The organism is Kaistella carnis (assembly GCF_003860585.1).
Classification (GTDB): domain Bacteria; phylum Bacteroidota; class Bacteroidia; order Flavobacteriales; family Weeksellaceae; genus Kaistella; species Kaistella carnis.
Genome location: NZ_CP034159.1, coordinates 1365396 through 1390788 on the forward strand (window position 1 = coordinate 1365396; position 25393 = coordinate 1390788).

Genomic DNA, 25393 nt, shown 5'->3' on the forward strand with positions numbered 1-25393 from the left:
AGAGACACAAGGTTGCAACTCACAAAAGAAAGAAAAGAAGAAGAGCAAACAGACACAAGAAAAAATAATCTCTTTGCGATTTACAATATAACAATATAGTTGGTGTTTTTATATGTTTAAAACTTCACCAGCTATATTTTTGTTTTTAATGAAGTTGAAAAATTGGTCCTGATCATGATACTTAAAGCATGATGACCATTTTAAACAAAGCATAGAAACTATAAAAAAATGGGCCGATTAAGATGTTTCTCACAAGAAGAGAAATTTACCATCCTTAATCCCCAAACTAAAGAATGAAGAAAGAACTGATAATATCACATGAAGGTGAGCAATCTAAAATTGCCCTGCTCGAAGACGGCCGTCTTTTTGAACTCCATGAACAGGAGGACAAAAGCGACTTCGTGGTAGGCGATTTATTTATCGGTAAAGTAAAAAAACTCGCACCCAACCTGAATGCTGCTTTTGTCAGCATTGGGTACGAAAAAGATGCCTTTCTGCACTATCAGGATTTAGGTCCTCAATTTCTGACCTACAAAAAATTTCTACAGGACACGGTTTCCAAAAAACAACAGAACTCTTCTCTCAAAAATTTCGAAATTCAAAAAGAAATTAATAAAAACGGGACCATTGATAAAGTTCTGGCGAAAGATGACAGCGTTATTCTGCAAATTACGAAAGAACCAATCTCCACAAAAGGACCACGAATCTCAACCCAAATTTCCCTAACAGGACGGTTTTTGGTTTTAATTCCTTTTGATAAAAGTGTTTCAATTTCTAAAAAGATTGGGAACTCGGAAGAGAAAACACGACTGAAAACCTTAATAGAAAGCATTAAACCGGAAGGTTTTGGTGTGATTATTCGCACAGTTGCAGAAGGCAAAAAAGTCGCTGAACTCCACAATGATATGAATCAGCTGATTCAGAAGTGGGAAACGACTTTCAAAAACCTTCAGAAAAACAAAGTTCCGAGTAAAGTGTTGAGTGAAGAAGATAAAGCTTCCGCAATTTTACGGGACAATTTCAATGCAGATTTCGTTTCAATTATCTGTGATGATGAGCAGATGGTTGATGACATGCGTAACTACATTGAAGTCATTGCACCGGAACGAAAAAATATCGTGCAATTCTACGACAAACCTATTCCTTTGATGGAATATTATAACGTAGAAAAACAACTCAAACAAAGTTTCGGCAAACACGTCAACATTCCAAGTTCCAAAGGAGCTTATCTCGTCATCGAACACACCGAAGCACTTCACGTGATCGATGTGAATTCGGGGAATAATCTTTCTTCAGGCGCAGGTTCCAGCAACAAAGAACACGCACTGACGGTGAATAAAATGGCAGCAACTGAAATCGCTCGACAGCTTAGACTTCGCGATATGGGAGGAATTATCGTCGTGGATTTCATTGACATGATCAATGCCGACCACCGACGAGATCTGTACGAACATTTTAAAGAAGAAATGAGTCGTGACAAGGCCAGACATAAAATTCTGCCGCCAAGTAAATTTGGTTTGATCCAATTGACTCGACAAAGAACCCGTCCGGAAAAAGTAATTAAAACGCAGGAAGACAATCCAAACATCGATGGTGAAATCCTGGCGCCGATCGTGGTGGTTGAAAGAATGGAGGAAGTCATCAGAACCCTAATACAAACTGAAAAAGGAAAACTTTTCCTACACGTGCACCCCTTTGTAGAAGCTTATTTGACAAAAGGTCTTATGAGTATTCAAACAAAATGGTACTTAAAATACAAAAAATGGGTCACCATCATCCCCAGAGATTCCTTTAAATATCTGGAATACAAACTGATTAATTCTAAAAAAGAAGAATTAATGAGTTACTCAAATTAAAAGGTTCCAAAAACCGATAAAAAAAATTGCTCACTTCAAAAAAGAAACTCCTGACTCAGTCGGGAGTTTTTTTTTCGATTGGATGCGGAAATTTGCTATCTTTAACCTGTTGTGCATTTAGAAATTGAAAGGAAAAAAGATTGTCCATTTGATTAAAAAATCGTATATTTAATTGATTACCAAGTCATTTAAATACATGAACAATCTCATTCAAAACTACGAAATTATTTTAAAAGAATTGACAGCAACCTGTAAACATATTAAGTCAAATAAGCAGATCAGACTCCCGAAAATGTCTGACTTGGAACTTGTGGCACTTAATATTACCGCTGAATACATGTCCATTAACTCTGAATTACAGTTGTTTAGATGTATTTCGGGAACCGATTTGGATGGGAAGATCGAGAGGAGCGTCTACAATAAAAGAAGGAGGAGGCTTTTTCCATATATTGAAAAAATAAGGGAGACCTTAAGCGGTAAATTTTCTGATTTCAGCGATGTCTTCATTGTTGATTCAACACCGATTGAAATATGTAAATTCAGTCGTGCAAACCGTTCGGCAATTTGTTCCACAGATGATATCAAACCTTCGTTTGGATATTGTGCCGCGCAGAAGTCAAGGTATTTTGGCTATAAACTTCATGCGGTTTGTGACAAGAATGGAATCTTTCACTCTTTTGATTTCACCCCTGCAAATGTTCATGATGTAAATTACCTCAAGGATATTAAGGAAAACTTTAAAAACTGTTTATTGATCGGGGACAGAGGATATATCAGTAAAAAATTTCAAGTAGATTTATTCAACTATTCCAAGATAAATCTTTCGGTCCCGATGAGGAAAAACCAGCATGGTTTTGTAGAGTTTTCAAGGACAAAATCAAACATAAGGAAACGGATTGAAACCAATATATCGCAACTATGCGGCCAGTTTACAATAAACGTGAACTTTGCAAAAACCTTTCAAGGTTTGGCGACAAGGATAGTGTCGAAAATAACTTCTTTTACGATGATTCAATACCTCAATTTTTTCGTCTTCAAAAGAAGTTTGAATAAACTAAAAGTTAATTTGTGCTAAATGCACAACAGGTTATCTTTAATAATCTAAACAAAAATTCCTATGAAAATCAAATTAGCATTTTTAACCGTCTTGCTTTCCTCCAGCGCGGTTTTCGGACAACAGTTCGAAAAATTACTGCATTCCAAAAAAAATGCGCCGACCTACATCGTGAATAAAAATACCATTGTTGGTTCCGATTTTACAGACTATATTTCCGCTGAGGGAATAAAAAGTATGGACGTCATTAAACCGAAACAAACGCTGACCGATGAACACGTAAAAGACTTCCCAAATCTTAGTCAATACGGACTTATCATTATCGAAGTGAGCGACTTTAAAATAGCGACCAAAACGCAATCTGAAATCCGTTCATTTTTTGGTGCAGATGCAAATACAAAGATCTATGTTGATGGCTATCTATTAAAAAAATCGGATTATAAAATAGCAGTCAAAAGCATTAAAGAAATAGAAATCATTAAACCTAATGAGCAAGATTTAAATGACGAAAAAATTATCAATATCTGGACATTGGATAAGCAAAACAGATTAGGCAATTTGAATCTGGAGCGTAGGAAATTTCAAGGGGAAAAGGGAGTGAACTAATGTTAACCCTTTGCTAATATGAAGAATAAGTTATGTTATTAAATTATTGTACAACGGACAAAAGCTGTAGACTTCGTTTAAAATTCACCTAAAATTTACTCACTAAAAAAGAACGAAAATGCTCTTAAGATGAAAATCACCACTAGGTAAGATGGTGGTAATTTCGTGTAAGTAACTTTTAGAAATAAGAGAAAGAGGACAAAAATGGATCAAAATAAGATTGAAATCATAAATTTCGCTGAAGGACTGGAAGAACCTATCAAAACTCTGAATTACGAATGGCTTGAAAAATATTTTAAGATTGAAGAAAGTGACATACGTTCCCTTTCAAATCCTAAAGAAGAAATTATAGATAAAGGCGGATTTATTTTTTATGCTAAACTGAACAATGAAATCGTGGGAACTTGTTCTTTGTTACAGAAAAATGACACTACTTTCGAAATAGGAAAAATGGCAGTTTCCGAAAATGCGCAAGGCCACAGAATTGGAACATTACTTTTGGAACACTGTTTAAACTTTGCGAAAGATCACCAAATTAAAACGCTCATTCTTTACTCAAACACGCAATTGGCACCTGCGATTCACCTCTATCGAAAATATGGTTTTTACGAAATCGAATTGCAAAAAGGATTGTATGAAAGAGCAAATATCAAAATGGAAAAACGGCTTTAAGAAGAAAAAGTAGGGAAACAAAACATTTTTAGAGGAAATATAAATTTTGTTGTATTCAGAATACGGTAACCACGTTGTAAGCAAAGGCTAAAAATTTTTCGAAGTAAAAAAAACGGCATCTTTCGATGCCGTTTAATCAATTATTTAAACGAGAAAATTTATTTAAAATCGTCTGCGGTCGCCTTGTTTAGTTCATAAGATTGAACATCAAGCTGCATATCCTGTCCCATTTGATTTACTTTTACGGTAAACGGAAGTTTTACTCCGTCTACTTCTTTGTAATTGGAATAATAGGTCGGAATTTCGATTTCCTGACCCTGCATTTTCTGCTTTTTAACCTCTCCTACTTTTAAACCGGTTTTCATATCGTAATAGTAGGTAGCATCTGCAGTTTTCACTGCATAAGCATCGGCTCCTTCTATTTTCTCAATTCCACCTAGCGTATAATCTTTCGAAGTCGCAAAAGTTAATTCCGGAAAAAGGTTTTTTTCTTTGGCATACGCTGCCTGCATTTCTGCGGGCATATCCATTTTATTTCCCTGTGCGGTCATCGAACCTTTGGTTCCGTCAAAGGTCATTTTCTGAAGGGTATTTCCCATCATCGAAACTTCCATATTCATTTTTCCACCCAGCGCTTGCGTGTTTTTAATACCCAGTTCCATTCCCTGCATTTTTGTCGTAGAAACAGAAGTAATAGAGGTAATTTTCGACACTTTATCTTTGCCGCCAATAGCTGCAATGTATTTATCCGCCACACTTGCTACGGTTACGTTCGCATCAACTTTCTTTACTTCAGGTTTTGCAACAGGATTTCCGTAGGCGTCAAAATATTTTACCGGATAACCCAAGGTATCAAGTTGATCCGCAAACTGACTCGATTTCCCTGCCACAAATATTCTCATATTATTCGGCTTGATGAAATAGTCCGACGCTTTCTGAACTTGATCAATCGTCAACGCATCCACCGATTTCAAATAATTGGTGTAGAAATCTTTTGGCAGATCCTGCGTCATTAAGTTCAAGGCAAATCGCGCCACCGTTTCAGGTCGCTCCAGTGACATAATGAAGGTACCTTTTAATTTTTCTTTCGCATTATTCAGTTCTTCCGGTTTAATGGTTTTAATACCTTTAATTTCCGTCATGAATTCTTTGATGGCTTTGTCCGTTACTTCACCACGAACATTTGCCGTTCCTCCAAAACTAGAATCGTATTTAGAGGTATCAATTGAAGTGTATGCACCGTAAGTAAATCCGTTTTTCTCCCGTAGATTCATATTCACACGGGTCTCCAAACTTCCACCACCTAAAATATAATTGGCGGTAGTCGCTGCAAAATATTGGGGATCTTTCATTTTTAGATCGTGAAGACCTCCTAATTTAATGACAGACTGTGCCGCAGTGGGAACATCAACCACATCGATTTCAGTTTTGGCAACATTTGTAAATTTCGGTAAAGAAGGATATTTGTAATCCGATTTTTTCCAGCCATCGAAGGCGCTTTCAATCATCTTCTTCACTTCATTAAACTTAACATCTCCAATCACGACGAGATAAGCGTTGTTCGGTGCGTACGCTTTCTTATAATAATCCTGAACATCGTTTAAAGTAATAGCTTTTAGGGTCTCCTCAGTTTCATACTCACCCATCGCCGAATTTTTGCCATAGGTCAGCACGTTGTAGACACGATTACCGATGACTTCGGCGCTTAGTTCACTGGATTTTAAACCTGCAATTCCTCTTTCTTTAGATTTATTCAACTCCTCGTTAGAGAATTTTGCATCGGTAATTCCAGCTGCAAAAAGATTTAAAATTTCCGGGTAATATTTCGAAAGCGTGTTGGCGCTCGCTCCATTTCCCCCATAGTTAATGGAAGCTCCCAGGAAATCTACTTTCCTGTTAAACTCGTCTTTAGATATTTTTGAAGTTCCGCTTCCCAAAAGGTCAGCCATAATGCTGCTAACACCGGCTTTACTCCCCTCCACCATTGGGGGACGGTCAAAAGATAACGTGGTATTTACGCGCGGAAGTTTGTGATCTTCTACCACCATCACCGTTAAACCATTTTTCAGTTTAAAAGTTTGGGGTGTCGCAATATTTACCGTTGGTGTTGGTCCCGGTTTTGGCATTTGGTTAAGATCGATAACCTGTGCACTCATAAAGCCAGAAATAAAAAATACGGCGGCGATACTATATAATGATTTTTTCATTTTCGATTATTTTTTTTCTGGTAAATAATTAATAATAACTCTTTGGTTACTGTTCAGATATTTTTTTGCAACCTCGCGGATATCTTCACGCGTGATGTTACGGTAGATCTCAATTTCTTTATTTATCAAATTGGCATCGCCCTGTAAAACGTGATAGGTCGCCAATGAACTGGCAATTCCCTGAATACTTGAATTCGCATTAACAAACTGATTCTCGAACTGGTTTTGCAGTTTCTGAAAATCTTCTTCACTTATCAATGTGGTCTGTAGTTTTTTCACCTCTGCATCAATGTCTGCTCTCAGCGTAGCTTCAGTCGTTTCTCCCAAAGGAATCGCAAAGAATGCAAATACACTGTAATCCTCTTCACCTAAATTAATGGCCTGAACCTGCAATGCTTTTTTATCCTGATCAACCAATTTTTTATAAAGCACAGATGATTTACCGTTACTTAGATAAGAAGAAAGCATATCTAAAACTTTAGAATCCCGGGTTTTATCACTTGGCGTTCTATAGGTATAAAGATAAGCCGGCAGCTGAATATTCGGATCCGTAAAAGTCATTACCGTTTCCTTTGTGATGGGATCTTCCTGTGGTAAATTTCTTACAATCGGCGCTCCTTTCGGGATGCTAGCAAAATAGGTATCAATTAATTTCTTGGTTTCCTCCTTTTTGAAATCTCCGGCTACAACCAAAGTTGCGTTGTTTGGAACGTAATATTTTTTAAAGAACGCTAAAAATTCTTCCAGCTTGGCAGAATCTAAATCTTCCATTTCACCAATGGTGGTGTTTTTGTAAGGGTGTTTTTTGAACAGACCTGTTTTAATGGCTTTCATAATATTACCGTAAGGCTGATTATCAACGCGCAGTCTTTTCTCTTCTTTCACCACCTCATTTTGCGTATCAACTCCAATTTGATTGATCACAGGATGTCTCAAACGTTCAGATTCCATCCATAAACCAAGCTGAAGATTATTGGACGGGAAAGTTTCGTAATAATACGTACGGTCATCGGTCGTATTGGCGTTGTTGGTACCGCCATTTGCGCCCACAATTTTCATCCATTCTCCACGTTTGATGTTTGGTGTTCCTTCGAAAAGCAAATGCTCAAAAAAATGTGCAAAACCTGTTCTGTTTGCGATTTCATCTTTAGCACCTACGTGATACATCACCGCGGTAGTCACCACCGGTGCCTTATTATCCTGATGCAGAATTACATGCATGCCGTTCGGCAAATCATATTCTTCAAATTTAATTTCCTGAGCCTGTGACAAAACTCCCAAAAGCAGAAGGCCAAAAGCTGAAAAAGATTTTTTTATCATAATTTTATATTAATTCTATGGTCAATAAGTAGCAAAATTCCTGTAAAAGTTACAGAATCCTAAAAATTTTGTCAGATTTTAAGAAATATGTCACTTCATGTCTTAAATTCTTCATCCGGGCACCTTTTATTGAGTTGATTTGGACGCCTTCATCCGTCCTCCGTTCCCGCTTCCGCCGCGGCGGAGAGCTCCACTCAGGCCGGGGCGCAGATTATTGCACATTAAAAATTGGTTTTTAAAAATTTAAAAAAGCTTTTATACATTTGTTAAAATTTAGAATATGCAACTCGTAAAAGTGGGACTTTGTGCTTTTGGAATGAGTGGAAGAGTATTTCACGCACCTTTTCTGAAAGAACATCCCGGATTTTTTATGTCGGCCATCGTGGAAAGGTCCAAAGAAGAATCAAAAGACCAATATCCCGAAACCGAAATTTTCCGATCAGTGGAAGAAATGCTTCAGCATGCAGACATTGAACTCGTCGTCGTGAACACGCCCGTGCAAACCCATTTCGAATATACAAAAATGGCTTTAGAGGAAGGAAAAAATGTGATCGTAGAAAAGCCTTTTACCGTGACAACTTCCGAAGCGGAAGAACTTGTAAAACTCGCCGAAGAAAAAAATCTCTTCCTCAGTGTCTACCAAAACCGCAGATTTGACCGTGATTATTTACAAGTTGAAAAAATTTTAAAAGAAGGAAAACTAGGAGCTCTTAAAGAAGTTGAAATCCGGTTCGACCGGTTCCGTACCGAACCCGGCTCAAAAGAACATAAAGAAAATCCTGCCTTAAAAGGTTCCGGCGCTCTTCATGATTTAGGTTCGCATCTTATAGATCAGGCCACACAACTTTTTGGTTTCCCGGAGAAAATTTTTGCCGATGTATTTTCAATGAAAGGTTCTGATTTTGCGAACGATTATTTTGAAATTCTGCTCTACTATAAAAATAACCTGCGTGTTCGCTTAAAATCTTCAGTTTTCAGCAAAGAAGCGCATTATGCCTATATTCTTCACGGTAATAAAGGGAGTTTTCTGCAGGAAAGAACGGACGGTCAGGAAATAGAATTGGTTGCCGGTGCCACTCCAACTTATAACGAAGACTGGACAAAACCTTTAAATGAACCCGACGGCATCTTAAATTATCTGACAGCAGATTCAGAGACCAAGCGGCTTTTGACCTCCAGCGAGCCGGGAAATTACATGAATTACTATCAGGAGATTTATGAACATATTGTTTTCGGTGACGCTTTGCCTTCTCCCGGCTCGGAAATAATTCAGAACATGAAAATCATTGAAGCCGCCTTGGAAAGCTCGAAACAAAACAAAACGATTGTCCTGTCTCATTATTAAGTAAGGCTTTTGAGGAAAGGTTTGACGAGAAAGATAGGTAATATTTGGGCGCCTTTTTCCTTCCTCCACGCTCACTTTGTTATCAGCGGCTTTGACTTTCGTTCAGCCATCAACAAAAAAAGTTCCACTCATTCCGGGGCGCGGCTTTGGAAATAAAAAGCATTGTGGTAAATCCATGGACAGTATAACCTCAAAAAAGTTATGAAATTGTTAAACCAAGCCTTCTTTAATGTTAATCTGATGTTAAACCACAGCACAATTTTTCAAAATAACGCAGTATTTCATATCTTTAATTTAAAGTAAAAATAAACTCTTAAAACGTTAAAAAAATATGGAAATATTAATCAACACCGACAACAACATTACTGCAAGTGCAGAGATGAGAACGCATCTCACAGCAGATTTAGAAGCAAACTTCGAACGTTTTGCCGAGCATCTAACCCGCCTGGAAGTGAAAATAAGCGATGAAAATAGCCACAAAGAAGGGGAAAATGATAAAAAATGTGTGCTAGAAGCCCGCTTGCGCGGAATGCAACCGATAGCCGTAACAGGTCAAGGAAATTCGATTGATCAGGCGCTGAGTGATGCTTCTACCAAGTTGAAAACTTCCCTGGATACGACCATGGGAAAATTACGCAGCTATTAAGAAGAACTTACTGTTCATTATTATAAAGACGCTTTCTTAGGCGTCTTTATTTTTTGCTTTTAAGTTAATGGAGATGCATGATTTTTCAAAAATATTATAATTTTCAGTCTGCTTTTGACTAAAATTGTTTATAATATGTGTCATTTATAAATCAACGAAAACATTTTTATCTACTAATTCTCTTTGGTACCTTTGTTACCTGTTCGAAATTATGAGAAAACACCCACAAAATAGATTTCAAACTCAAACTTAGACAACCGCCTAAAAGCAGATGAAAAAGGAACAACACCATTGGACTTTCTGCCCAGACTGTCAGAGTCTCGGCAAAAAAAAGCGCAGAATTAAAAAAAGTTTGAGACTGCGTTACCAAGAGGAATTGGAAAAATTCGAAAAAGGAAATGGCAAAGGAGCTCCTCCAGTTCGTCCGGAAGCTCAACTTTATATTTGTCCAACCTGTTCCGGCTCCGGCTTAATTCCTTGTGAAAACCCACCTGCTCCAGACTCTGAAAACTATCCGCACGTTGCCATTATCGGAGGTGGAATTGGCGGCGTTGCTTTAGCAGTGGCTTGTCTGCACCGAGGCATTCCGTTTACACTTTACGAACGCGACACCAGTTTCGACGAACGCTCCCAAGGTTATGGGCTGACTTTGCAACAGGCAAGTAAAGCGATCGAAGGTTTTGGAATTTTACATTTGGAAAAAGGCGTAGTTTCTACGCGACATTTGGTTCATACACCGGAGGGAAAAATAGTCGGCGAATGGGGAATGCGAAAGTGGCTCGAAACAGAAAACACTCCTAAAAGTTCCCACAAAAAAACAAATATTCACATTGCCCGACAATCTTTGCGTTTGGCTTTACTCGACCAACTTGGCGGGAGTAAATCGGTGCAGTGGGGACATCAACTTCTGGATTTTAAAGAGAATAAAGAACACGGAATTGAACTCAACTTTTTGGTAGACGGAAAAGCGAAAACTGAAAAAGCAGATTTGATTGTTGGAGCTGATGGAATTCGAAGCGCTGTTCGCAGCTTACTCATTGGAGAGGAAATTTCACCTTTGCGCTATTTGGATTGCATTGTGATTTTGGGGATTTGCCCCTTATCCGCACTTCAAGACGTTGAAAGTTCTCTGCTGGATTCAGCGACGGTTTTCCAAACCGCCAATGGAAATGAAAGAATTTATGTAATGCCATTTGATGCGGAGTCGGTGATGTGGCAATTAAGCTTTCCACTGTCAGAAGAGGAAGCTAAAATTTTAAGTATAAAAGGACCGAAAGCACTGAAAGAAGAAGCCATTCGCAGAACGCAGTGGCACGCTCCTATTCCACAAATTTTAGCAGCTACACAGGAAGCTCAGATTTCGGGTTATCCGGTTTATGACCGCGCTTTGCTCCAGCCGGAATTATTAGAAAATGCGGGAGCAGCAACCTTAATTGGTGATGCAGCGCATCCGATGAGTCCATTTAAAGGTCAGGGCGCGAATCAAGCTTTGCTCGATGCACTTTCTTTAGCCCGTGAAATTTTTAAAAACTGCAAACCTTTTTCTGAGTGGAGGGAAAGCGGAATTAGAGAGAGCGTATTAATTCCCTTTGAAAATAAAATGTTGGAACGCAGTAAATCAAAAGTTATAGATTCCGCCGCAGCTGCACAATTTTTACATTCTGAAATTGCGCTTTATAAAGGGGATGAGCCGAGAGGAAGAATCTTGAAGAGGCAATCTTAATAAAAATTTCTACTAGTACATAAATCTATTTCGATTTGTACTTCTTCTCTTTTACCAATTTAAAATTAGTTAATCATATTATTGAATAAACTCACCTCTTGGTTGATGTAAATTTTGTTAATAAAAAAACGGGAAATTAATCTACCATCGCTTCACCATCTTTACGGTAAATATAATTGCCATAAATATGACGTCTTGCAAAACGGCTCGGCGAATCTGAATTCACCATTTTAATATAAGTGTTTCTTGGAACACCAATATATTCAAATATTTTTCCGTTCAAATGCTGGATTTTTAGAATTGATTTCTCTAAATAAAAATCCTGAATATTGGATTTTGTAATCGTTTCTGTATATTCTTCCTTATATTTTTCCTGCGTCTCCGGGTTGATGCTCACCAAAAAGTGGTAGGCTTCAATAACGGACTTGCTTTTTTCTTCTGCTTCCAGTTTCCCTTCTTCATCATTTACAAATTTATCCGGATGCGCATCCTTCATCGTATTTCTGTAAATCGTTTTTAAATCTTTTAATGTCGCGGTTTTATCAACCCCAAGAAGCTTTCTGTGCTCACCTACTCTTTTCATATGCAAATATTTTCTGATTTTCAAAGGTTTCATGTAATAACGACCATCATCCGTATTTGATAATAATCAGTCTACTACTTGCCCTTTTTTTGCGGGTGCAAAATTAGTGAATTAAAATTTAATCACACTATTAAAACACGCTGATTTCGAGCAAATTAATGATGAAACTTTGAGTGTTTATAAATTAATTTTTGAATTGGAAGGAATGAATCTGTCGCAAGGAGGAAGGGATTTTCTGCTAAAAGGCTTTAAGAAACCACGGTTTTAAACTGAAAAAACTCGTATCAATTTTCTTCTTTACATTAAATGAAAAAGATTCTTCACTTTTTAGCAGCACAATTATTACACATCCATTTTTCGGCTTTCTGTTCCCATCAGTTTGTCCCAAAACGTAAAGTACAAACCATAATTGGTATTGAATTCTTTGTGATGATAATGATGATGAGTTGCATCAATCCAAAGTTTTCCGAACGCACTTTTTCGAAATGATTCCGGATATACTTCAATATCCAAATGATTGATCATGCTGCTGAAAGTCATTAAAATCAGATAAAAAAGCAACACATAAATATTAACAGGAACTACGATTAAAATGAGTGGTACAATTAAAGCCTCAATTATACTTTCCCATGGGTGAAAGGAAAACGCAGTCCAGGGCGTGGTACTTAAACTTTGATGATGAACTTTGTGAACGACTTTATAAATTTTCGGAAAATGCATCGCGCGATGAACCCAGTAATAATAAGTTTCATGCAGTAGCAAAACAATCAACAGACTCAACGGTAAATACCAGTATCCATAAGTAGCAGGATCCAGATAAATGGAGGTGAATTGATTCAAATAAAGCCAATACGTCACTGCTCCAAAAAAGGCAAAAATCGCGGAGGAAATGACGCTCCAGTAAATCTCTTTTTTGACCTGTTCCTTTTTTAAGGGTCTTTGACTTAATATTTTTTTGTCGGTATTACTTTTCTTCACCTTTAAATAAAAGGCATAGAAAAATCCTGCGGTCACAAAATAACGAATGAGCAGAATTATAAAAAAAATCAAAACATACGCAAGAAAACCTCCCATTTTTAAATATTAATCAACTTTTTATTAAATTAAAAATCAAAGTTATGAAAACCCACGTCATCTGCATTTCATTTTCTTTTTAAATGCAAGACATTTCTTATAAAAATCAAATGAAATTTCTCCTGCCTCTTTGTGATTTCAGGTAAGTACGATAATCCTAAGAAAAGAGATTATTTTAAAGGAATTTTTTATGATTATTTCGCCTGGCTTTTAAAACTTCGCTCGCACCAGCACGCCTCTTCCCAACAAAATCGTTACCTTTGCTTCTTAAAATTTTGCAAGAAAATGAACTCTTTTATTGAAGAACTGAAATGGCGCGGCCTTTTTGCCGACATGATGCCGGGAACTGAAGAACAACTGAATAAGGAGATGACGACTGCTTATATTGGGTTCGATCCTACTGCGGACTCACTGCATATCGGAAGTTTAATTCCCATTAAAGTGTTGGCGCATTTCCAGCAGCATGGCCACAAACCTATCGCTTTGGTCGGCGGTGCTACAGGAATGATCGGGGATCCTTCCGGAAAGTCTAATGAGCGCAATGCTTTAGATGAAGATACCCTGAATTATTACGTAGATTGTTTGAAAGGTCAACTTTCTAAATTTCTAAAATTCGACGGTAGCGAAACTAATAATGCAGAATTGGTGAATAATTATGACTGGATGAAAGAAATTTCGTTTCTGGATTTCATTCGTGATACGGGAAAAAATATCACCGTGAATTATATGATGGCCAAAGAATCCGTGAAGAAAAGAATCACCGGTGAAGGTGGCGCGGAAGGGATGAGTTTTACAGAATTTTCTTATCAGCTCTTACAGGGTTATGATTTCCTGCATCTGTATAAGGAGAAAAATGTGAGACTACAAATGGGAGGTTCTGACCAGTGGGGAAATATTACAACAGGAACAGAATTAATCCGCCGCAAAGTTCAGGGTGAAGCATTTGCTTTAACGGTTCCGTTAATTACAAAAGCCGACGGTTCTAAGTTCGGAAAATCTGAAGCTGGGGAAAATTACTGGCTCGATCCGAAAAGAACGTCGCCGTACAAATTCTATCAGTTTTGGGTCAATGCAACCGATGCTGATGCAGAACGCTTTATAAAATTCTATACGTTTTTAAGCAAAGAAGAGATTGAGGCTTTAATTGAAGATCATAAAACAGCACCGCACGAAAGAAAGCTTCAGAAAAAATTAGCTGAAGAAGTAACAGTTTGGGTTCACAGCCGCGAAGAATTCGAGAAAGCAGCGAAAGCATCTGAAATATTATTCGGACGATCAACCGCAGAAGATCTAGTAAAATTGGAGGAAGCGACTTTCTTAGAAATTTTCGAAGGTGTTCCTCAAAAAGAGATCGCTAAAAACGAAGTGCTTAGCTGTAATGTTGTTGATCTTATATCTGAAAAATCAGGTTTTCTTAAATCAAAAGGAGAAGCCAGAAGAGAATTAACGGGTAACAGCATTTCTATTAATAAAGAGAAAGTTACCGAGACTTTCGAAGTTTCAGAAAAAGATTTAATTGATGGAAAATTCCTGTTATTACAAAAAGGAAAGAAAAATTACTTCATCGTGAAAGCGATTTAAATATTATTTAGATAACATTTAACATATTATTGTGAAAGCAGGATGATTTCCGGCTTTTATTTTTGCTAAAAGCATTGTACCTTTGTTAATTAAATTTATTACATGGTTATTATCATCTTTATTGTAGTCCTTTGGTATTCCGGACTTTTTTTTCAGACCTTTTTTCTGCACCGATACGCAGCTCATCAATCCTTTAAAATGTCAAAATTTGGCGAGAAATTGTGTTACGTCTTAACTTGGGTTACGCAGGGATCCAACTATCTTTCCGCTTACGGTTACGGCGTTATGCACAGAATGCACCACGCTTATGCCGATACTGAAAAAGATCCGCATTCACCAAAATACGATGATAATTTATTTACCATGATGTGGCGGACAAAGAAAATCTATGCGGACATCAACAGTCAGAAAGCAATCATCGAAGAAAAATTCACGAAAAATGTTCCACAATGGGCGAGTTTCGATAAGTTCGCAAGTTCTTGGGGCTCCAGATTGGCTTGGGGAATCGCATATACTGTATTTTTCTATTTCTTTGCAACAGCTTGGTGGCAGTGGCTTTTATTACCCGTCGCTTATACGATGGCGCCGATTCATGGCGTAATTATCAACTGGTTTGCACATATTTATGGCTATACGAACTTCAAAGTTTCTGATACCTCTAAAAATCTTTTACGTTTTGATTGGTTAATGATGGGGGAAGCCTATCATAACAATCACCACAAACATGGAGGCCGAGCCAACTTCGGTGGGGTAAGATGGCATGAAATGGATGTCACTTATCAAATTATGATTTTACTTGACAAAATGAAACTGATTAAATTAAATCCGGTTGCCGTTGTTAATAGAGAACATTAAATACATAAAACGTCTCATCATTATTTGATGAGACGTTTTTCTTTTACGTTGTCTTAAAATCTGAATGAAATGTGTAACACATTTTTAAGTTTACAACGGGAAATAAATGCTTGAGAAAATCTTAGTAAACTAAGAATAGTGAGATCAATTATTTTTCTAATGCTGAACGATCCACCTGAAATTCCGGTTGCAACTCGCGCACGAAATCCAGCAGGAAAGGCAGTTCTTGAATTTCTTCATCAATCAGAAATCCATTATAAGTAAGAACATCCAAATCAATTTCCCGTGGCGCGTTTTTATTTTCAGACCGTACTCTTCCAAGCAAAGCTTCAATCTGTTTTAAATTCATCTTCAATTCTGACAGACTTTTTTTAGTGTTCAAAAGAAGCGCACCATTCAGGAAATCCGGTTGATCTTCAAATTTTAAAGGAGCGGTTTTTATAAAAGTTGTACGCTGCATGATGAAGCCTAATTCCTGAAGATTAACCAAGGCTTTGCTGAAATTTTCTTCAGAATTGATGTTAGAACCCAGCGCGATTACCGCCGTGTTGTACCGATCGTGACCTGCAATTTCGACCAGGACATTATCTGTAAAACGCAAAGCATGGGGTTTCTCAACTTTGACCTTAATATCCTCTAGCGCAGGACCAAAAGATTGAATCCGTAAAAAAACCTTTTCGGCCAAACTTTCGATAAGATGAAAGCTTTTAAGATCCACGAAATCGATAATTTTTTTCGTTATTTTCTTATAATCGACCGCATGTGCTACCTCATCAGTTTCCGAAGCCAAGGCCGTATCATATTTAAAGGAAAACGAAATAATCACATCCTGCAATTTTTCCTTTTCCCAGTCAATAAAACCAATGTATGCCCGAAGTCTAAGCTTTTCTACCCTAATTTCGGATAATTTCGGATGATAGGTTGCTCCCATAAATACTTACTTTTACTTTTGTTTTATTTAAAAATGCAACAGGTATTCTCTACATTACTGTTGCCAAATAGTCCGTTATCAGTAGTTTTCTGATCCCAAGTCTGGTTTTATACCAAATGCTCTCCGCCGTCGATATATAATATTTGTCCCGTGAAAAATGTGCTGTCCAAAATAAATTGTACAGCTTTTACAATTTCGTCTAAACTGCCTATTGATTTTAAAGGAATATTTTTAGCCAGATTTAAAAGATAACTTTCATCTTTACCTTCCGGAGGCAATATTAAGCCCGGTGCTATTCCATTAACGCGAATATGAGGTGCTAATTCCACGGCAGAAATTTTGGTAAAATCACTCAACAACTTTTTACTTAAAATATAATCAAGATGAACGGTGCTGTTTTTCGTTGCTTTTGTATCGATGAAATTAATGATATTTCCTTTCCCAAAAACGCTTGCAAAAGCTTTGGTCAGCAAATAAGGATTTTTAAAATTAATAGTCATTTCTTTTTCAAAAAGTTCACTTCCCTCCTCTTCAAAGTTGGATGGAATAAAATCCGATGCACAATTCACCAAAAGATCAACAATAACTTTTTTCTTCTTTAAATCTTTAAAAATCTGATTGAAATCATTTTCTTTTAAAAAGTTAATTTGAAGCAATTCTACCTTTATATTTTCATAAATCGATTCAATTTCATTTTTCAGCTTTTCAGCTTTTTCTTTCGAAGAGTTATAATGCAAAACCAAATGATAGCCTTGATTGGCAAGATGAACTGCCACCGCTTTTCCAATTCGATCGGCACTACCGGTGACCAAAGCATAATTTTTCATATTCGTTTATTTGGTGATAAACTTAAGCGCAATGATTGCACTCAGCACGACTTATAAAATTAACACTTATTTCTTGGATTGACAAAAACTTCAGTTTATTAATTACTAAAAATAAAGGAAAAGTAATTAAAACGGAAAATTAAACTCTGACGCTTAACATAAAATTAGAGACAGAAAGGATTCACAACGTTTCGAATAAAATTAACCTAATTCATTATCTTTGTGCCATGGATTTACAATACGTCGTACGCGAACCTCATAACATCAACTCTAAAACAACTTTACTGATTTTATTGCACGGATACGGAAGCAATGAAGAAGATTTATTCAGCTTTGCGCCAACCTTGCCGGAAGACTGGTTAATTGTGAGTTTCCGCGCCCCAATGAAAAGCGCTTACGAAGGTTATTCTTGGTACGACATCGATCTCATGAATCCGGAAAACCGCATTGATGTCACCCAGGCTAAAAAATCTCTGGAATTAATTTTAGAAAACATTCTGAAAATCACCAATCAATATGGCTTGACAGAAAACCAAACCCATCTTGCCGGTTTTTCTCAAGGCGGAATTTTAACCTACGCACTGGCACTTCATCATCCCGAGTTATTTTCGAAGGTCGCTTGTATGAGCTGTTATCCGGAAGAAAAATTATTGACCAATATTGTTAAGGATAAAAAGAAACTTGAACGTCTTCGCTTCTTCATTTCCCATGGTACCGACGATGCTATTATTCCGATTGAATGGGGTAGAAAAGCCGCAGACTTACTTTATGACCTAAGCTGTTTTTTCTCTTTCCGCGAATATATCAGTGGCCACGGCGTGAACCAAAAAAATTATATGGATCTGATGGATTTTTTCAAGAAATAAAGAGCAACTTTTCCTTCACTAAGGTTCAATTACCGTAGAATTTTTGACTTCTTTGATCATGAAGGAGCTTTGCGTGCTCGCAATGTGCTGCAGATTCGTCAACTTACTGACCATAAAATCCCGGTATTCCTCAATATCCCGAACACAAATTTTTAAGATGTAATCATGATCGCCGGATACATGAAAACATTCCAGCACTTCGGGAAACTGAATGATCTCTTTTTCGAACTGAGAAATGTATTCTTTTTTATGCTGCGCCAAACGCACATGACATAACACGATGAAGCTTTTGTGCAATTTCGTCTTGTCAACCAAAGCCACATATTTATCAATCACCTGTTGTTTTTCTAATTTCTTAATGCGTTCAAAAACTGCAGTTACGGACAGATCAAGTTCGCCTGCGAGTTGTTTCGTGGTTTTCTTGGAATCGTTCTGCAACAAAATGAGTAATTTTTTATCTTTTGAATCTAACATGCAATGAAATATTTTCGGTAAATGTTTTTATTATTCTTCAAATATAAAATTTAAATCTACAACTGCTTCATTTCATAGATTTATTTTCTAAAGTTCTGCGTTTATATTGTCTTTTAATTCCAAAATACTGAAGTTTATAAAAAAATAACTTTAATGGAAAACTTTAATGCAGCTAATAAGATTCAGGATCTGCAATACTTTGGAGAATTCGGAGGTGTAAATCCCTCAATTTCAGACTCATCAACCTACACTTTTCTGTCGGCTAAAACCATGTTCGATACGTTTGAAGGCAACACAGAAGGATGCTATTTATATTCCCGACACTCTTCCCCAAGCAATCTTTATTTAGGTGAAGCGCTGGCTCAGATGGAAGGAACGGAAAGTGCAAATGTAACGGCATCCGGGATGGGAGCCATCACTTCTACCCTTCTGCAGCTTTGTAAAACTGGCGATCATATTATTTCCAGCCGTACGATTTATGGTGGAACCTATGCTTTTATGAAAAATTTTCTGCCAGGTTTTCAGATCAAAACTTCTTTCGTAGACATTACCGATCTGGAAGTGGTTGAAAAAGCCATTAATGAAAATACAAAAGTTCTGTTTTGTGAAACTGTAAGCAATCCACTTTTAGAAGTTGCTGATTTACGCGGATTGGCGGCAATTGCAAAAAAACACAATTTGAAACTGATCGTGGACAACACTTTTTCACCGCTGTCGATTGCACCACAAACTTTAGGAACCGACATTACCATTCACAGTTTAACGAAATTCATAAACGGAAGCAGTGATGCCGTTGGCGGTGTTGTTTGTGCGTCTTCTCAATTTATTAACGATTTGAAAGATGTAAATTCCGGAGCCTGTATGTTGCTGGGACCAACCATGGACAGTTTGCGCGCCGCAAGTATTCTTAAAAATCTACGCACGCTTCATATCAGAATGAAGAAACACAGCGAAAATGCACAATATCTTGCCGAACAGTTTGAAAAAGATGGACTGAAAGTAAAATATCCCGGCTTGAAAAGTCATAAGCAACACGAGCTTTATAAAAGCATGATGAGTCCCGAATATGGTTTTGGTGGCTTGTTGACCTTGGATGTAGAAACTGTAGAAAAAGCCAATGAATTACTGGAATTAATGCAAAAGGAAAACTTAGGTTATCTGGCAGTGAGTTTAGGTTTCTATAAGACTTTATTCTCCTGTTCTGGCAGTTCTACCTCTTCTGAAATCCCGGAAGATGAGCAAAAAGAAATGGGACTTTCACAAGGCTTAATCCGCATGTCAATAGGTTTAGACCACGATATTAAAAGAACGTACGAAGAAATGAAATGGTGCATGCAGCAGGTAGGAATTTTATAAATTCTTAATTAAATAATTGATTTAAAAAGACTTCAACTCGAAGTCTTTTTTTAATTTTACCTCATGAAAAAACTGCTGTATCTTTTTTTACTTCTCCATTTTAGCTTTGGCAATTCTCAGGAAAAAAAATCAACCGCCGCTGAAAATGTAAAAATTATTTCAGAAAAGTTTGAAATGCCTCAACTTCAAACCACGCGGAGAATCTGGATCTATCTTCCACCCGATTATGATCAGTCCCGAAAAAAATATCCCGTAATCTATCTGCAGGATGGTCAAAATCTCTTTGATGATAAAACTTCCTATGCCGGGGAATGGCAAATCGACGAAACTTTAAACCAACTTTTTAAGGAAGAAGAAGGAAGTGCTATCGTCGTAGGTATAGATAATGGCGGCGAAAAAAGAATAGAAGAACTGTCTCCATTTAAAAATGAAAAATATGGCGGTGGAAAAGGGGAACTTTACATGAAATTTATTGTAGAAACGCTGAAACCCTACATCGATAAAAATTACCGAACCAAAAGCACCAGAAAAAACACCACGTTGGGCGGCAGTTCTCTGGGAGGTTTAATCTCTGTTTATGGCGCTGTTGAATATCCGAAAACGTTCGGGAATATTTTAGCCTTCAGTCCCGCTTTCTGGTTCAATTCAAAAGAACTTAATGACTTCATCTCTTCGAAAAACTCAAATTTAAAAAACCAGAAATATTATTTTATTCAAGGCAAACACGAAGACGAAGGAATGGATAAGGAAACCTTGAAAGTCATCGCAAATCTTAAACTTAAAAAAGTAAAGTCTAAGAACATTTTTTTTAAAGAAGATGAAACAGGGAAACACAACGAACTCTTTTGGAGACGGGTTTTCCCGGCCGCTTTCCTCTGGGTGGATCTTTAATTATTTGTCGAAGTGATTGGGATGTACTTTACTGATTGCTTTCACGGTTCCCAAAACTTTGTCTTTTAAAGAATCCTGAAAAGCTTCCAGTTTTTGTGAAACTTCGTCATCGCAACTTCCTAATATTTTTGCCGCTAAAATCCCTGCATTCATTGCACCGTTTAAAGCAACCGTTGCCACGGGAATTCCGGACGGCATCTGTAAAATTGACAAGACAGAATCCCAACCATCAATTGAGTTGGAAGATAAAATCGGAACACCGATGACGGGTAACGTGGTACAACTCGCGACCATTCCCGGCAAATGGGCAGCGCCTCCTGCGCCGGCGATGATTACTTTAATACCACGGGATTTTGCAGTTTTTGCATAATCAAACATTCGTTCCGGTGTGCGGTGTGCGGACACCACCGTTAATTCATAAGGAATATTCAATGATTTAAGAAAATCAACTGCCTGTTCCATCACTGTCAAATCGCTTTGACTTCCCATTATTATTCCGACCATTTTGCGTGTAAATTTTAAGGTTTAAAGTTAAGAAAATTTAGAAGTTCTAGGAATGGATATTTAATAAACCTGCAAATTGGATGATTTTGATAATTCTTCTGCAGATTTTAAAAATGACAGCTATTAATTTTGAGAATAATTACAGCCAAATTTGATAATACAATTAAGAATTTGCAATCGAATTTGCTACAAAAACTCCCGTGGAGAAACACGCTTGCAGAAGATATCCACCTGTTGGTGCTTCCCAGTCGATCATTTCCCCCGCGCAGTAAACATTTGGAAAATCTCTCAATTCAAGTTGAGAATTTAAGGCCGAAAAAGCCACGCCTCCTGCCGTCGAAATCACCTCATCAATCGGTCGGAAACTTAAAACTTCAATCGGAAATTTCTTGATGGTTTTTGCTAAATTATCTAAATCCAGATAACTTTCTTTATCAAGCGTTTTTAAAAGATTGATTGCGGTTGTTGACAATTTTAAGTTTCTTTTCAGTACAGAACTTATTTTTGAACTTCCATTTAAATGTTCCCGAATTTCAGTTTCTGATAGGTTGGGTTTCAAGTCGATATTCAGCGTTAAAGGGAAATTATGTTTTCGTGTAAAACGATTAAGATAATAGATCGGACTTCCTTCAATCCCATATTTTGTAAAAACAATTTCTCCAGTTTTTTCCTCTTTATCAAAAGAAACTTTGATGTTCTTTAAATACTGACCTTGTAAATGATGAAATATCACATTCGTATTATAACCGGAATTCGCGGACTGCAAGGGGGTTATCTCAATATTTTTCTGAGCTAATATTTCTACCCACTTAGCATCTGAACCGGTTTTTTTCCAGGAGCCGCCGCCCATTGCCAAGATGAGTTTTGAATATTTAATAGAAATCGTTTGATCATTATTCTTTAAATAAACGGTCGTATCATCAAAGTTAATAAAGGTATGTTCGTAATGAAAGACCACTCCGAGTTTTTCCATCATCTCCAGCCAGGCCTTTAAAACCTGAATAGGCTTGAAATTTTTAGTGGGAAAGATCTTTCCGGAACTTCCGACGTAAGTTGTTATTCCTAAATCCAAAAGCCACTGAATCACTTTTTGATTATCGAAACTTTTTACAATTTGCTGAATTTCTTTTGCTTCATATTTTTGAATAAAATGATCCAATTCTTCACTGTGCGTCAAATTAAATCCACCATTTCCCGCCACCAAAAATTTTCTCGCTGCTGCTTTATTTTGTTCATATACGTGAACTTTAAATCCTTTTTCGGCTAAAATTTGCGCGGCCATTAATCCTGCAGGACCAGCACCGATAATGATAATTTGATCGTCTTCCATTATGATTTAAAAATTCACATTGTCTCTTCCGATAAGTTTACGGGTGTTATTTCTACCAATTCTGATAAGGCTTCAGAACTAAGTTTGAATTGTAATACTTTTCCTCTCCGGTTACTTCTTCCCCAATCCAGTCTGGAATATTGAAGGTTTCGTCCTCATTTTGCAACTCGATTTCTGCAACTATTAAACCTTTATTATCTCCCAAGAATTCATCAATTTCCCAAAGATGATTGCCGATTGAAATCTTATATCTGATTTTGGAAAGTTCTGCAACCGCAAATTGATCCAGCAATTCTTTGGCTTCCTGCAACGGAATTTCATATTCATATTCCGCTCTGGAAGCTCCCACGGAAATTCCCTTGATGGTTAAAAATCCTTTGTCACTTGTTTGACGAACGCGAATAGTTTTTGTCGGATCGGTCAATAAATATCCCTGGCGATAAAACTCGCCCAAAGGTTTTTCAACTTCCTCCCATTTTTCGCGGTTGAGCAAAAATTTTCGTTCTATTTCTATTGCCATCCCTATAAATTTATCATTATTAATCGTACCTATTAAAAAACCCTGTCAAACTTTATCACTTTTTAAGAATTAAAATTAAGGTTGAGAATTTATTGTGATAGGTTTCTAAAATATGAAATTAACACCAAAATTAAATGTTCTTTTGGCCGCAGGATTGTAAAAGCGGTTACCAAAAGCATTGATGTCGTAACCCAAAACATATTCCGTGTTGTATAGATTCTGAATTTGAAATAACATATTTACTTGCGTCTTATCAAAAAGCAGCGGATAACGAAATTGAATATTTCCGACAAAACTCGCATCTGACCAAACCGAATTTGCGTCGTTCAAAGGAATTCTGGACGTATAATAATGAGAATAATCAACTCCCAATTTTTTAAAAAACATAAAATTCAATAAACTATTAATCGTGGTTGCGGGAACTCCTGTTAAATCATTTCTGGAAAAACTGACGTCGTTTTGCCGACAATTTTCAAATTTGAAATTGTAAAAACTCCCGGAAAATCTAAACTTCACACCATTTAATACCGGATTATTAATTTTAAAATTTTTAGATTCCAAAAGCACTTCTGCTCCTTTCTGTACGGTATTTCCCTGATTCACAAAATACTCTTCTCCATTTTCATTCTGTCGTCTGACAATGGCATCTTTCATGCGGAAATCAAAATAAGTGTCTCCAGAAAGAAGAGATTTGCAAACTGTTTTCGAAGACCTATTTCTTTGTTCCAGCCATATTCCGGAATAAGCTCTTTATTAATTTTCTGATTTGAAGAACGGATTTCTTCATTTGTGGGCGAAGAATTTCCTTTACCAATTTTGCCTCTCACCGAAAAATCTTTCGTTAACATGTAGGTAACTCCAAAGTTCGGCAGCACCTGCTTTTTAAATTTCACCTTTCCGTTTTCAATATTTGGATAAATATTTTCCCAATCGTAAGAATTTGAATTTAAACTGACTGAAATATCACTGAATAATTTATCACTAAATTTCAGTTTCTGGGACAAAAAATAAAATCCTGAATTATTTTTAAGTTGGTCAAAATTCTGCGGATCTCCCTCAATTCCTCTATTGTTATCATAGTTTTTAATTAAAATAGAATTGGTTCCTCCTTCATAACCCGCTCTCCATTCCAGACTCAATTTATTCCAGTTTTTCTGATAATTCAAATGGGTTCGCAGCGCAAAATTACTTTCAAAGCGATTCTCGAAATTAGTAATAAAGGGATTTTCAAAATCCACATATGATCCCTGCACTAAAATAAATTGCGACAAGTTGGGAGTGATCTTAAACTCGTGCGAAAGTCCGCCTAAAATCATTTTATTCCGAATTCCGGCATGTTGTTCTTTTGCGCCGGGCAAAGTCTTTGTTGGAAGTCGCGCTTGCTTTCTATTCATCTGCATTTGTTCCAAACTTAAACCGCCAGGCGTTTGATAATATAAATCTGATACAAGGAGCAGGGCTTTTAATTCTGCGTTTTCACGATATTGAAAAAGATCTTTTATGAAAAGCTGCTTTCGTTGTACGGCAGACTGCTCACGATAGGAATCAGTTTGGTAATAATTCTGAAAAACCTGAAGAAAATGTTTTTTAAACTGCTTTGAAAAATCGATACTTTGGTTAAAGGTTCCATAACTCCCAACCGAAATATTGCCTGATAAATGATCTGCGGTCCGGGTTTTTAACAGAAGTGTCCCACCCGTTACAGCACCAAAATCGCCACTTTCGGGACCTTTGTAAATTTCAATTCGATGAATTAATTCGGGTGAAATACTGTTCAAATAAGTATTTCCGGAAGCGTCGGATAAAATAAAATCATCCAGATAAACTTTGATATTTCTGACCCCAAAGGGCGAACGCAGAGAACTTCCACGTATGGACAGACGGTAACTTCCCGGTGAGCGTTCTTCCATTCTACTGCCGGCATTTTGATTGATCGCCTCCAGAAGTCTTTCAGGATTATTTAAACGTAAAAGATGATCTGAAATAACGGAAACCGATTTTGTAGAGCCGATATACGAACTTGGCTTTTTGTACGCCTCGATTTTAACTTCAGAAATAAGCGTCGCCGAATCCTGTTCCTGCGCAAAAACAGAGAACGAAGTTATCGAGAAAAGCAAAAGATAAAATTTCATCGTCCCATTTTAATTAATCAAATTTTATCAATTATAACAA

General features: G+C 37.0%; 24 protein-coding genes. 12 read left to right on the plus strand and 12 right to left on the minus strand.

The features are described from left to right. Window positions 1-293 precede the first annotated feature (293 nt). From EIB73_RS06155 to EIB73_RS06170, 4 genes are all read left to right on the plus strand, one after another. Window positions 294-1856 carry an Rne/Rng family ribonuclease gene (locus tag EIB73_RS06155; RefSeq protein ID WP_125023639.1) on the plus strand — a complete coding sequence of 521 codons (1563 nt, stop codon included), beginning with the start codon at window positions 294-296 and terminating at the stop codon, window positions 1854-1856. Window positions 1857-2052: 196 nt separating this feature from the next. Beyond that, window positions 2053-2931: an IS982 family transposase gene (locus tag EIB73_RS06160; RefSeq protein WP_125021619.1), complete on the plus strand. Its 879-nt coding sequence runs from the start codon at window positions 2053-2055 to the stop codon at window positions 2929-2931. A gap of 42 nt (window positions 2932-2973) precedes the next feature. Next, window positions 2974-3516, plus strand: coding sequence for a hypothetical protein (locus tag EIB73_RS06165; RefSeq protein ID WP_125023641.1), 543 nt, complete (start codon window positions 2974-2976; stop codon window positions 3514-3516). A gap of 204 nt (window positions 3517-3720) precedes the next feature. Then, window positions 3721-4188: a GNAT family N-acetyltransferase gene (locus EIB73_RS06170; protein WP_125023643.1), complete on the plus strand. Its 468-nt coding sequence runs from the start codon at window positions 3721-3723 to the stop codon at window positions 4186-4188. 158 nt (window positions 4189-4346) lie between these two features. Here the strand turns inward: EIB73_RS06170 and EIB73_RS06175 are convergent, their stop codons facing one another. Together EIB73_RS06175 and EIB73_RS06180 are read right to left on the minus strand one after the other, a co-directional pair. Then, complete coding sequence (locus tag EIB73_RS06175) at window positions 4347-6395, minus strand: M16 family metallopeptidase (RefSeq protein WP_125023645.1); 2049 nt, start codon at window positions 6393-6395, stop codon at window positions 4347-4349. Between the two features lie 6 nt (window positions 6396-6401). Then, window positions 6402-7715: a M16 family metallopeptidase gene (locus EIB73_RS06180; protein WP_125023647.1), complete on the minus strand. Its 1314-nt coding sequence runs from the start codon at window positions 7713-7715 to the stop codon at window positions 6402-6404. A 280-nt stretch (window positions 7716-7995) separates the two neighbouring features. On the opposite strand from EIB73_RS06180, the gene EIB73_RS06185 reads away from it, so the two are divergent. The 3 genes from EIB73_RS06185 (at window position 7996) to EIB73_RS06195 (ending at window position 11429) form a co-directional block, all read left to right on the plus strand. Next, the gene (locus tag EIB73_RS06185) at window positions 7996-9060 is read left to right on the plus strand and encodes a Gfo/Idh/MocA family oxidoreductase (protein WP_125023649.1); all 1065 of its coding nucleotides are present in this window, start codon (window positions 7996-7998) and stop codon (window positions 9058-9060) included. Window positions 9061-9391: 331 nt separating this feature from the next. After that, window positions 9392-9706, plus strand: coding sequence for an HPF/RaiA family ribosome-associated protein (locus tag EIB73_RS06190; protein WP_125023651.1), 315 nt, complete (start codon window positions 9392-9394; stop codon window positions 9704-9706). A gap of 271 nt (window positions 9707-9977) precedes the next feature. Continuing rightward, on the plus strand, window positions 9978-11429 hold the full coding sequence (locus EIB73_RS06195; RefSeq protein ID WP_125023653.1) for an FAD-dependent oxidoreductase: 1452 nt from the start codon (window positions 9978-9980) through the stop codon (window positions 11427-11429). 136 nt (window positions 11430-11565) lie between these two features. Here EIB73_RS06195 and EIB73_RS06200 read toward each other — a convergent pair whose 3' ends face one another. Together EIB73_RS06200 and EIB73_RS06205 are read right to left on the minus strand one after the other, a co-directional pair. Then, window positions 11566-12012 (minus strand): KTSC domain-containing protein, encoded by a 447-nt coding sequence (locus EIB73_RS06200; RefSeq protein WP_125023655.1) that lies wholly within the window; start codon window positions 12010-12012, stop codon window positions 11566-11568. Between the two features lie 342 nt (window positions 12013-12354). Further along, entirely contained in the window at window positions 12355-13086 is a 732-nt protein-coding gene (locus EIB73_RS06205; RefSeq protein ID WP_125023657.1) for a sterol desaturase family protein, read from the minus strand. Between the two features lie 285 nt (window positions 13087-13371). Here EIB73_RS06205 and tyrS point away from each other — a divergent pair, with 285 nt between their 5' ends. Then, the gene (gene tyrS / locus EIB73_RS06210) at window positions 13372-14667 is read left to right on the plus strand and encodes a tyrosine--tRNA ligase (RefSeq protein ID WP_125023659.1); all 1296 of its coding nucleotides are present in this window, start codon (window positions 13372-13374) and stop codon (window positions 14665-14667) included. A 102-nt stretch (window positions 14668-14769) separates the two neighbouring features. Then, window positions 14770-15522: an acyl-CoA desaturase gene (locus EIB73_RS06215; RefSeq protein ID WP_125023661.1), complete on the plus strand. Its 753-nt coding sequence runs from the start codon at window positions 14770-14772 to the stop codon at window positions 15520-15522. A gap of 148 nt (window positions 15523-15670) precedes the next feature. Here the strand turns inward: EIB73_RS06215 and folK are convergent, their stop codons facing one another. Further along, a complete protein-coding gene (gene folK / locus EIB73_RS06220; protein WP_125023663.1) occupies window positions 15671-16453 on the minus strand; it encodes a 2-amino-4-hydroxy-6-hydroxymethyldihydropteridine diphosphokinase in 783 nt (260 codons plus the stop codon). A gap of 107 nt (window positions 16454-16560) precedes the next feature. After that, complete coding sequence (locus EIB73_RS06225; RefSeq protein WP_125023665.1) at window positions 16561-17280, minus strand: SDR family oxidoreductase; 720 nt, start codon at window positions 17278-17280, stop codon at window positions 16561-16563. Window positions 17281-17507: 227 nt separating this feature from the next. Here EIB73_RS06225 and EIB73_RS06230 point away from each other — a divergent pair, with 227 nt between their 5' ends. Further along, window positions 17508-18146 (plus strand): alpha/beta hydrolase, encoded by a 639-nt coding sequence (locus EIB73_RS06230; RefSeq protein WP_125023667.1) that lies wholly within the window; start codon window positions 17508-17510, stop codon window positions 18144-18146. 18 nt (window positions 18147-18164) lie between these two features. Here EIB73_RS06230 and EIB73_RS06235 read toward each other — a convergent pair whose 3' ends face one another. Then, the gene (locus tag EIB73_RS06235) at window positions 18165-18620 is read right to left on the minus strand and encodes an Lrp/AsnC family transcriptional regulator (RefSeq protein ID WP_125023669.1); all 456 of its coding nucleotides are present in this window, start codon (window positions 18618-18620) and stop codon (window positions 18165-18167) included. A 153-nt stretch (window positions 18621-18773) separates the two neighbouring features. Between EIB73_RS06235 and EIB73_RS06240 the strand changes: the two genes are divergently transcribed. Together EIB73_RS06240 and EIB73_RS06245 are read left to right on the plus strand one after the other, a co-directional pair. After that, a complete protein-coding gene (locus tag EIB73_RS06240; RefSeq protein WP_125023671.1) occupies window positions 18774-19976 on the plus strand; it encodes an aminotransferase class I/II-fold pyridoxal phosphate-dependent enzyme in 1203 nt (400 codons plus the stop codon). A 63-nt stretch (window positions 19977-20039) separates the two neighbouring features. Beyond that, entirely contained in the window at window positions 20040-20867 is an 828-nt protein-coding gene (locus EIB73_RS06245; RefSeq protein ID WP_125023673.1) for an alpha/beta hydrolase, read from the plus strand. On the opposite strand, the gene purE is transcribed toward EIB73_RS06245, so the two are convergent. The 5 genes from purE to EIB73_RS06265 all read right to left on the minus strand — a co-directional run bounded on the left by purE (window position 20868) and on the right by EIB73_RS06265 (window position 25353). After that, window positions 20868-21371, minus strand: a complete 504-nt coding sequence (purE, locus tag EIB73_RS06250) for a 5-(carboxyamino)imidazole ribonucleotide mutase (RefSeq protein WP_125023675.1) — start codon at window positions 21369-21371, stop codon at window positions 20868-20870. 163 nt (window positions 21372-21534) lie between these two features. After that, window positions 21535-22701: a BaiN/RdsA family NAD(P)/FAD-dependent oxidoreductase gene (locus tag EIB73_RS06255; RefSeq protein WP_125023677.1), complete on the minus strand. Its 1167-nt coding sequence runs from the start codon at window positions 22699-22701 to the stop codon at window positions 21535-21537. 52 nt (window positions 22702-22753) lie between these two features. Continuing rightward, window positions 22754-23221, minus strand: coding sequence for a CYTH domain-containing protein (locus EIB73_RS06260; protein WP_125023679.1), 468 nt, complete (start codon window positions 23219-23221; stop codon window positions 22754-22756). 105 nt (window positions 23222-23326) lie between these two features. Beyond that, window positions 23327-23875: a TonB-dependent receptor gene (locus tag EIB73_RS15165; protein ID WP_228411288.1), complete on the minus strand. Its 549-nt coding sequence runs from the start codon at window positions 23873-23875 to the stop codon at window positions 23327-23329. Further along, window positions 23872-25353, minus strand: a complete 1482-nt coding sequence (locus EIB73_RS06265; RefSeq protein WP_228411289.1) for a TonB-dependent receptor — start codon at window positions 25351-25353, stop codon at window positions 23872-23874. Before EIB73_RS06265 ends, EIB73_RS15165 begins: the two co-directional genes overlap by 4 nt. Window positions 25354-25393: the final 40 nt, after the last annotated feature.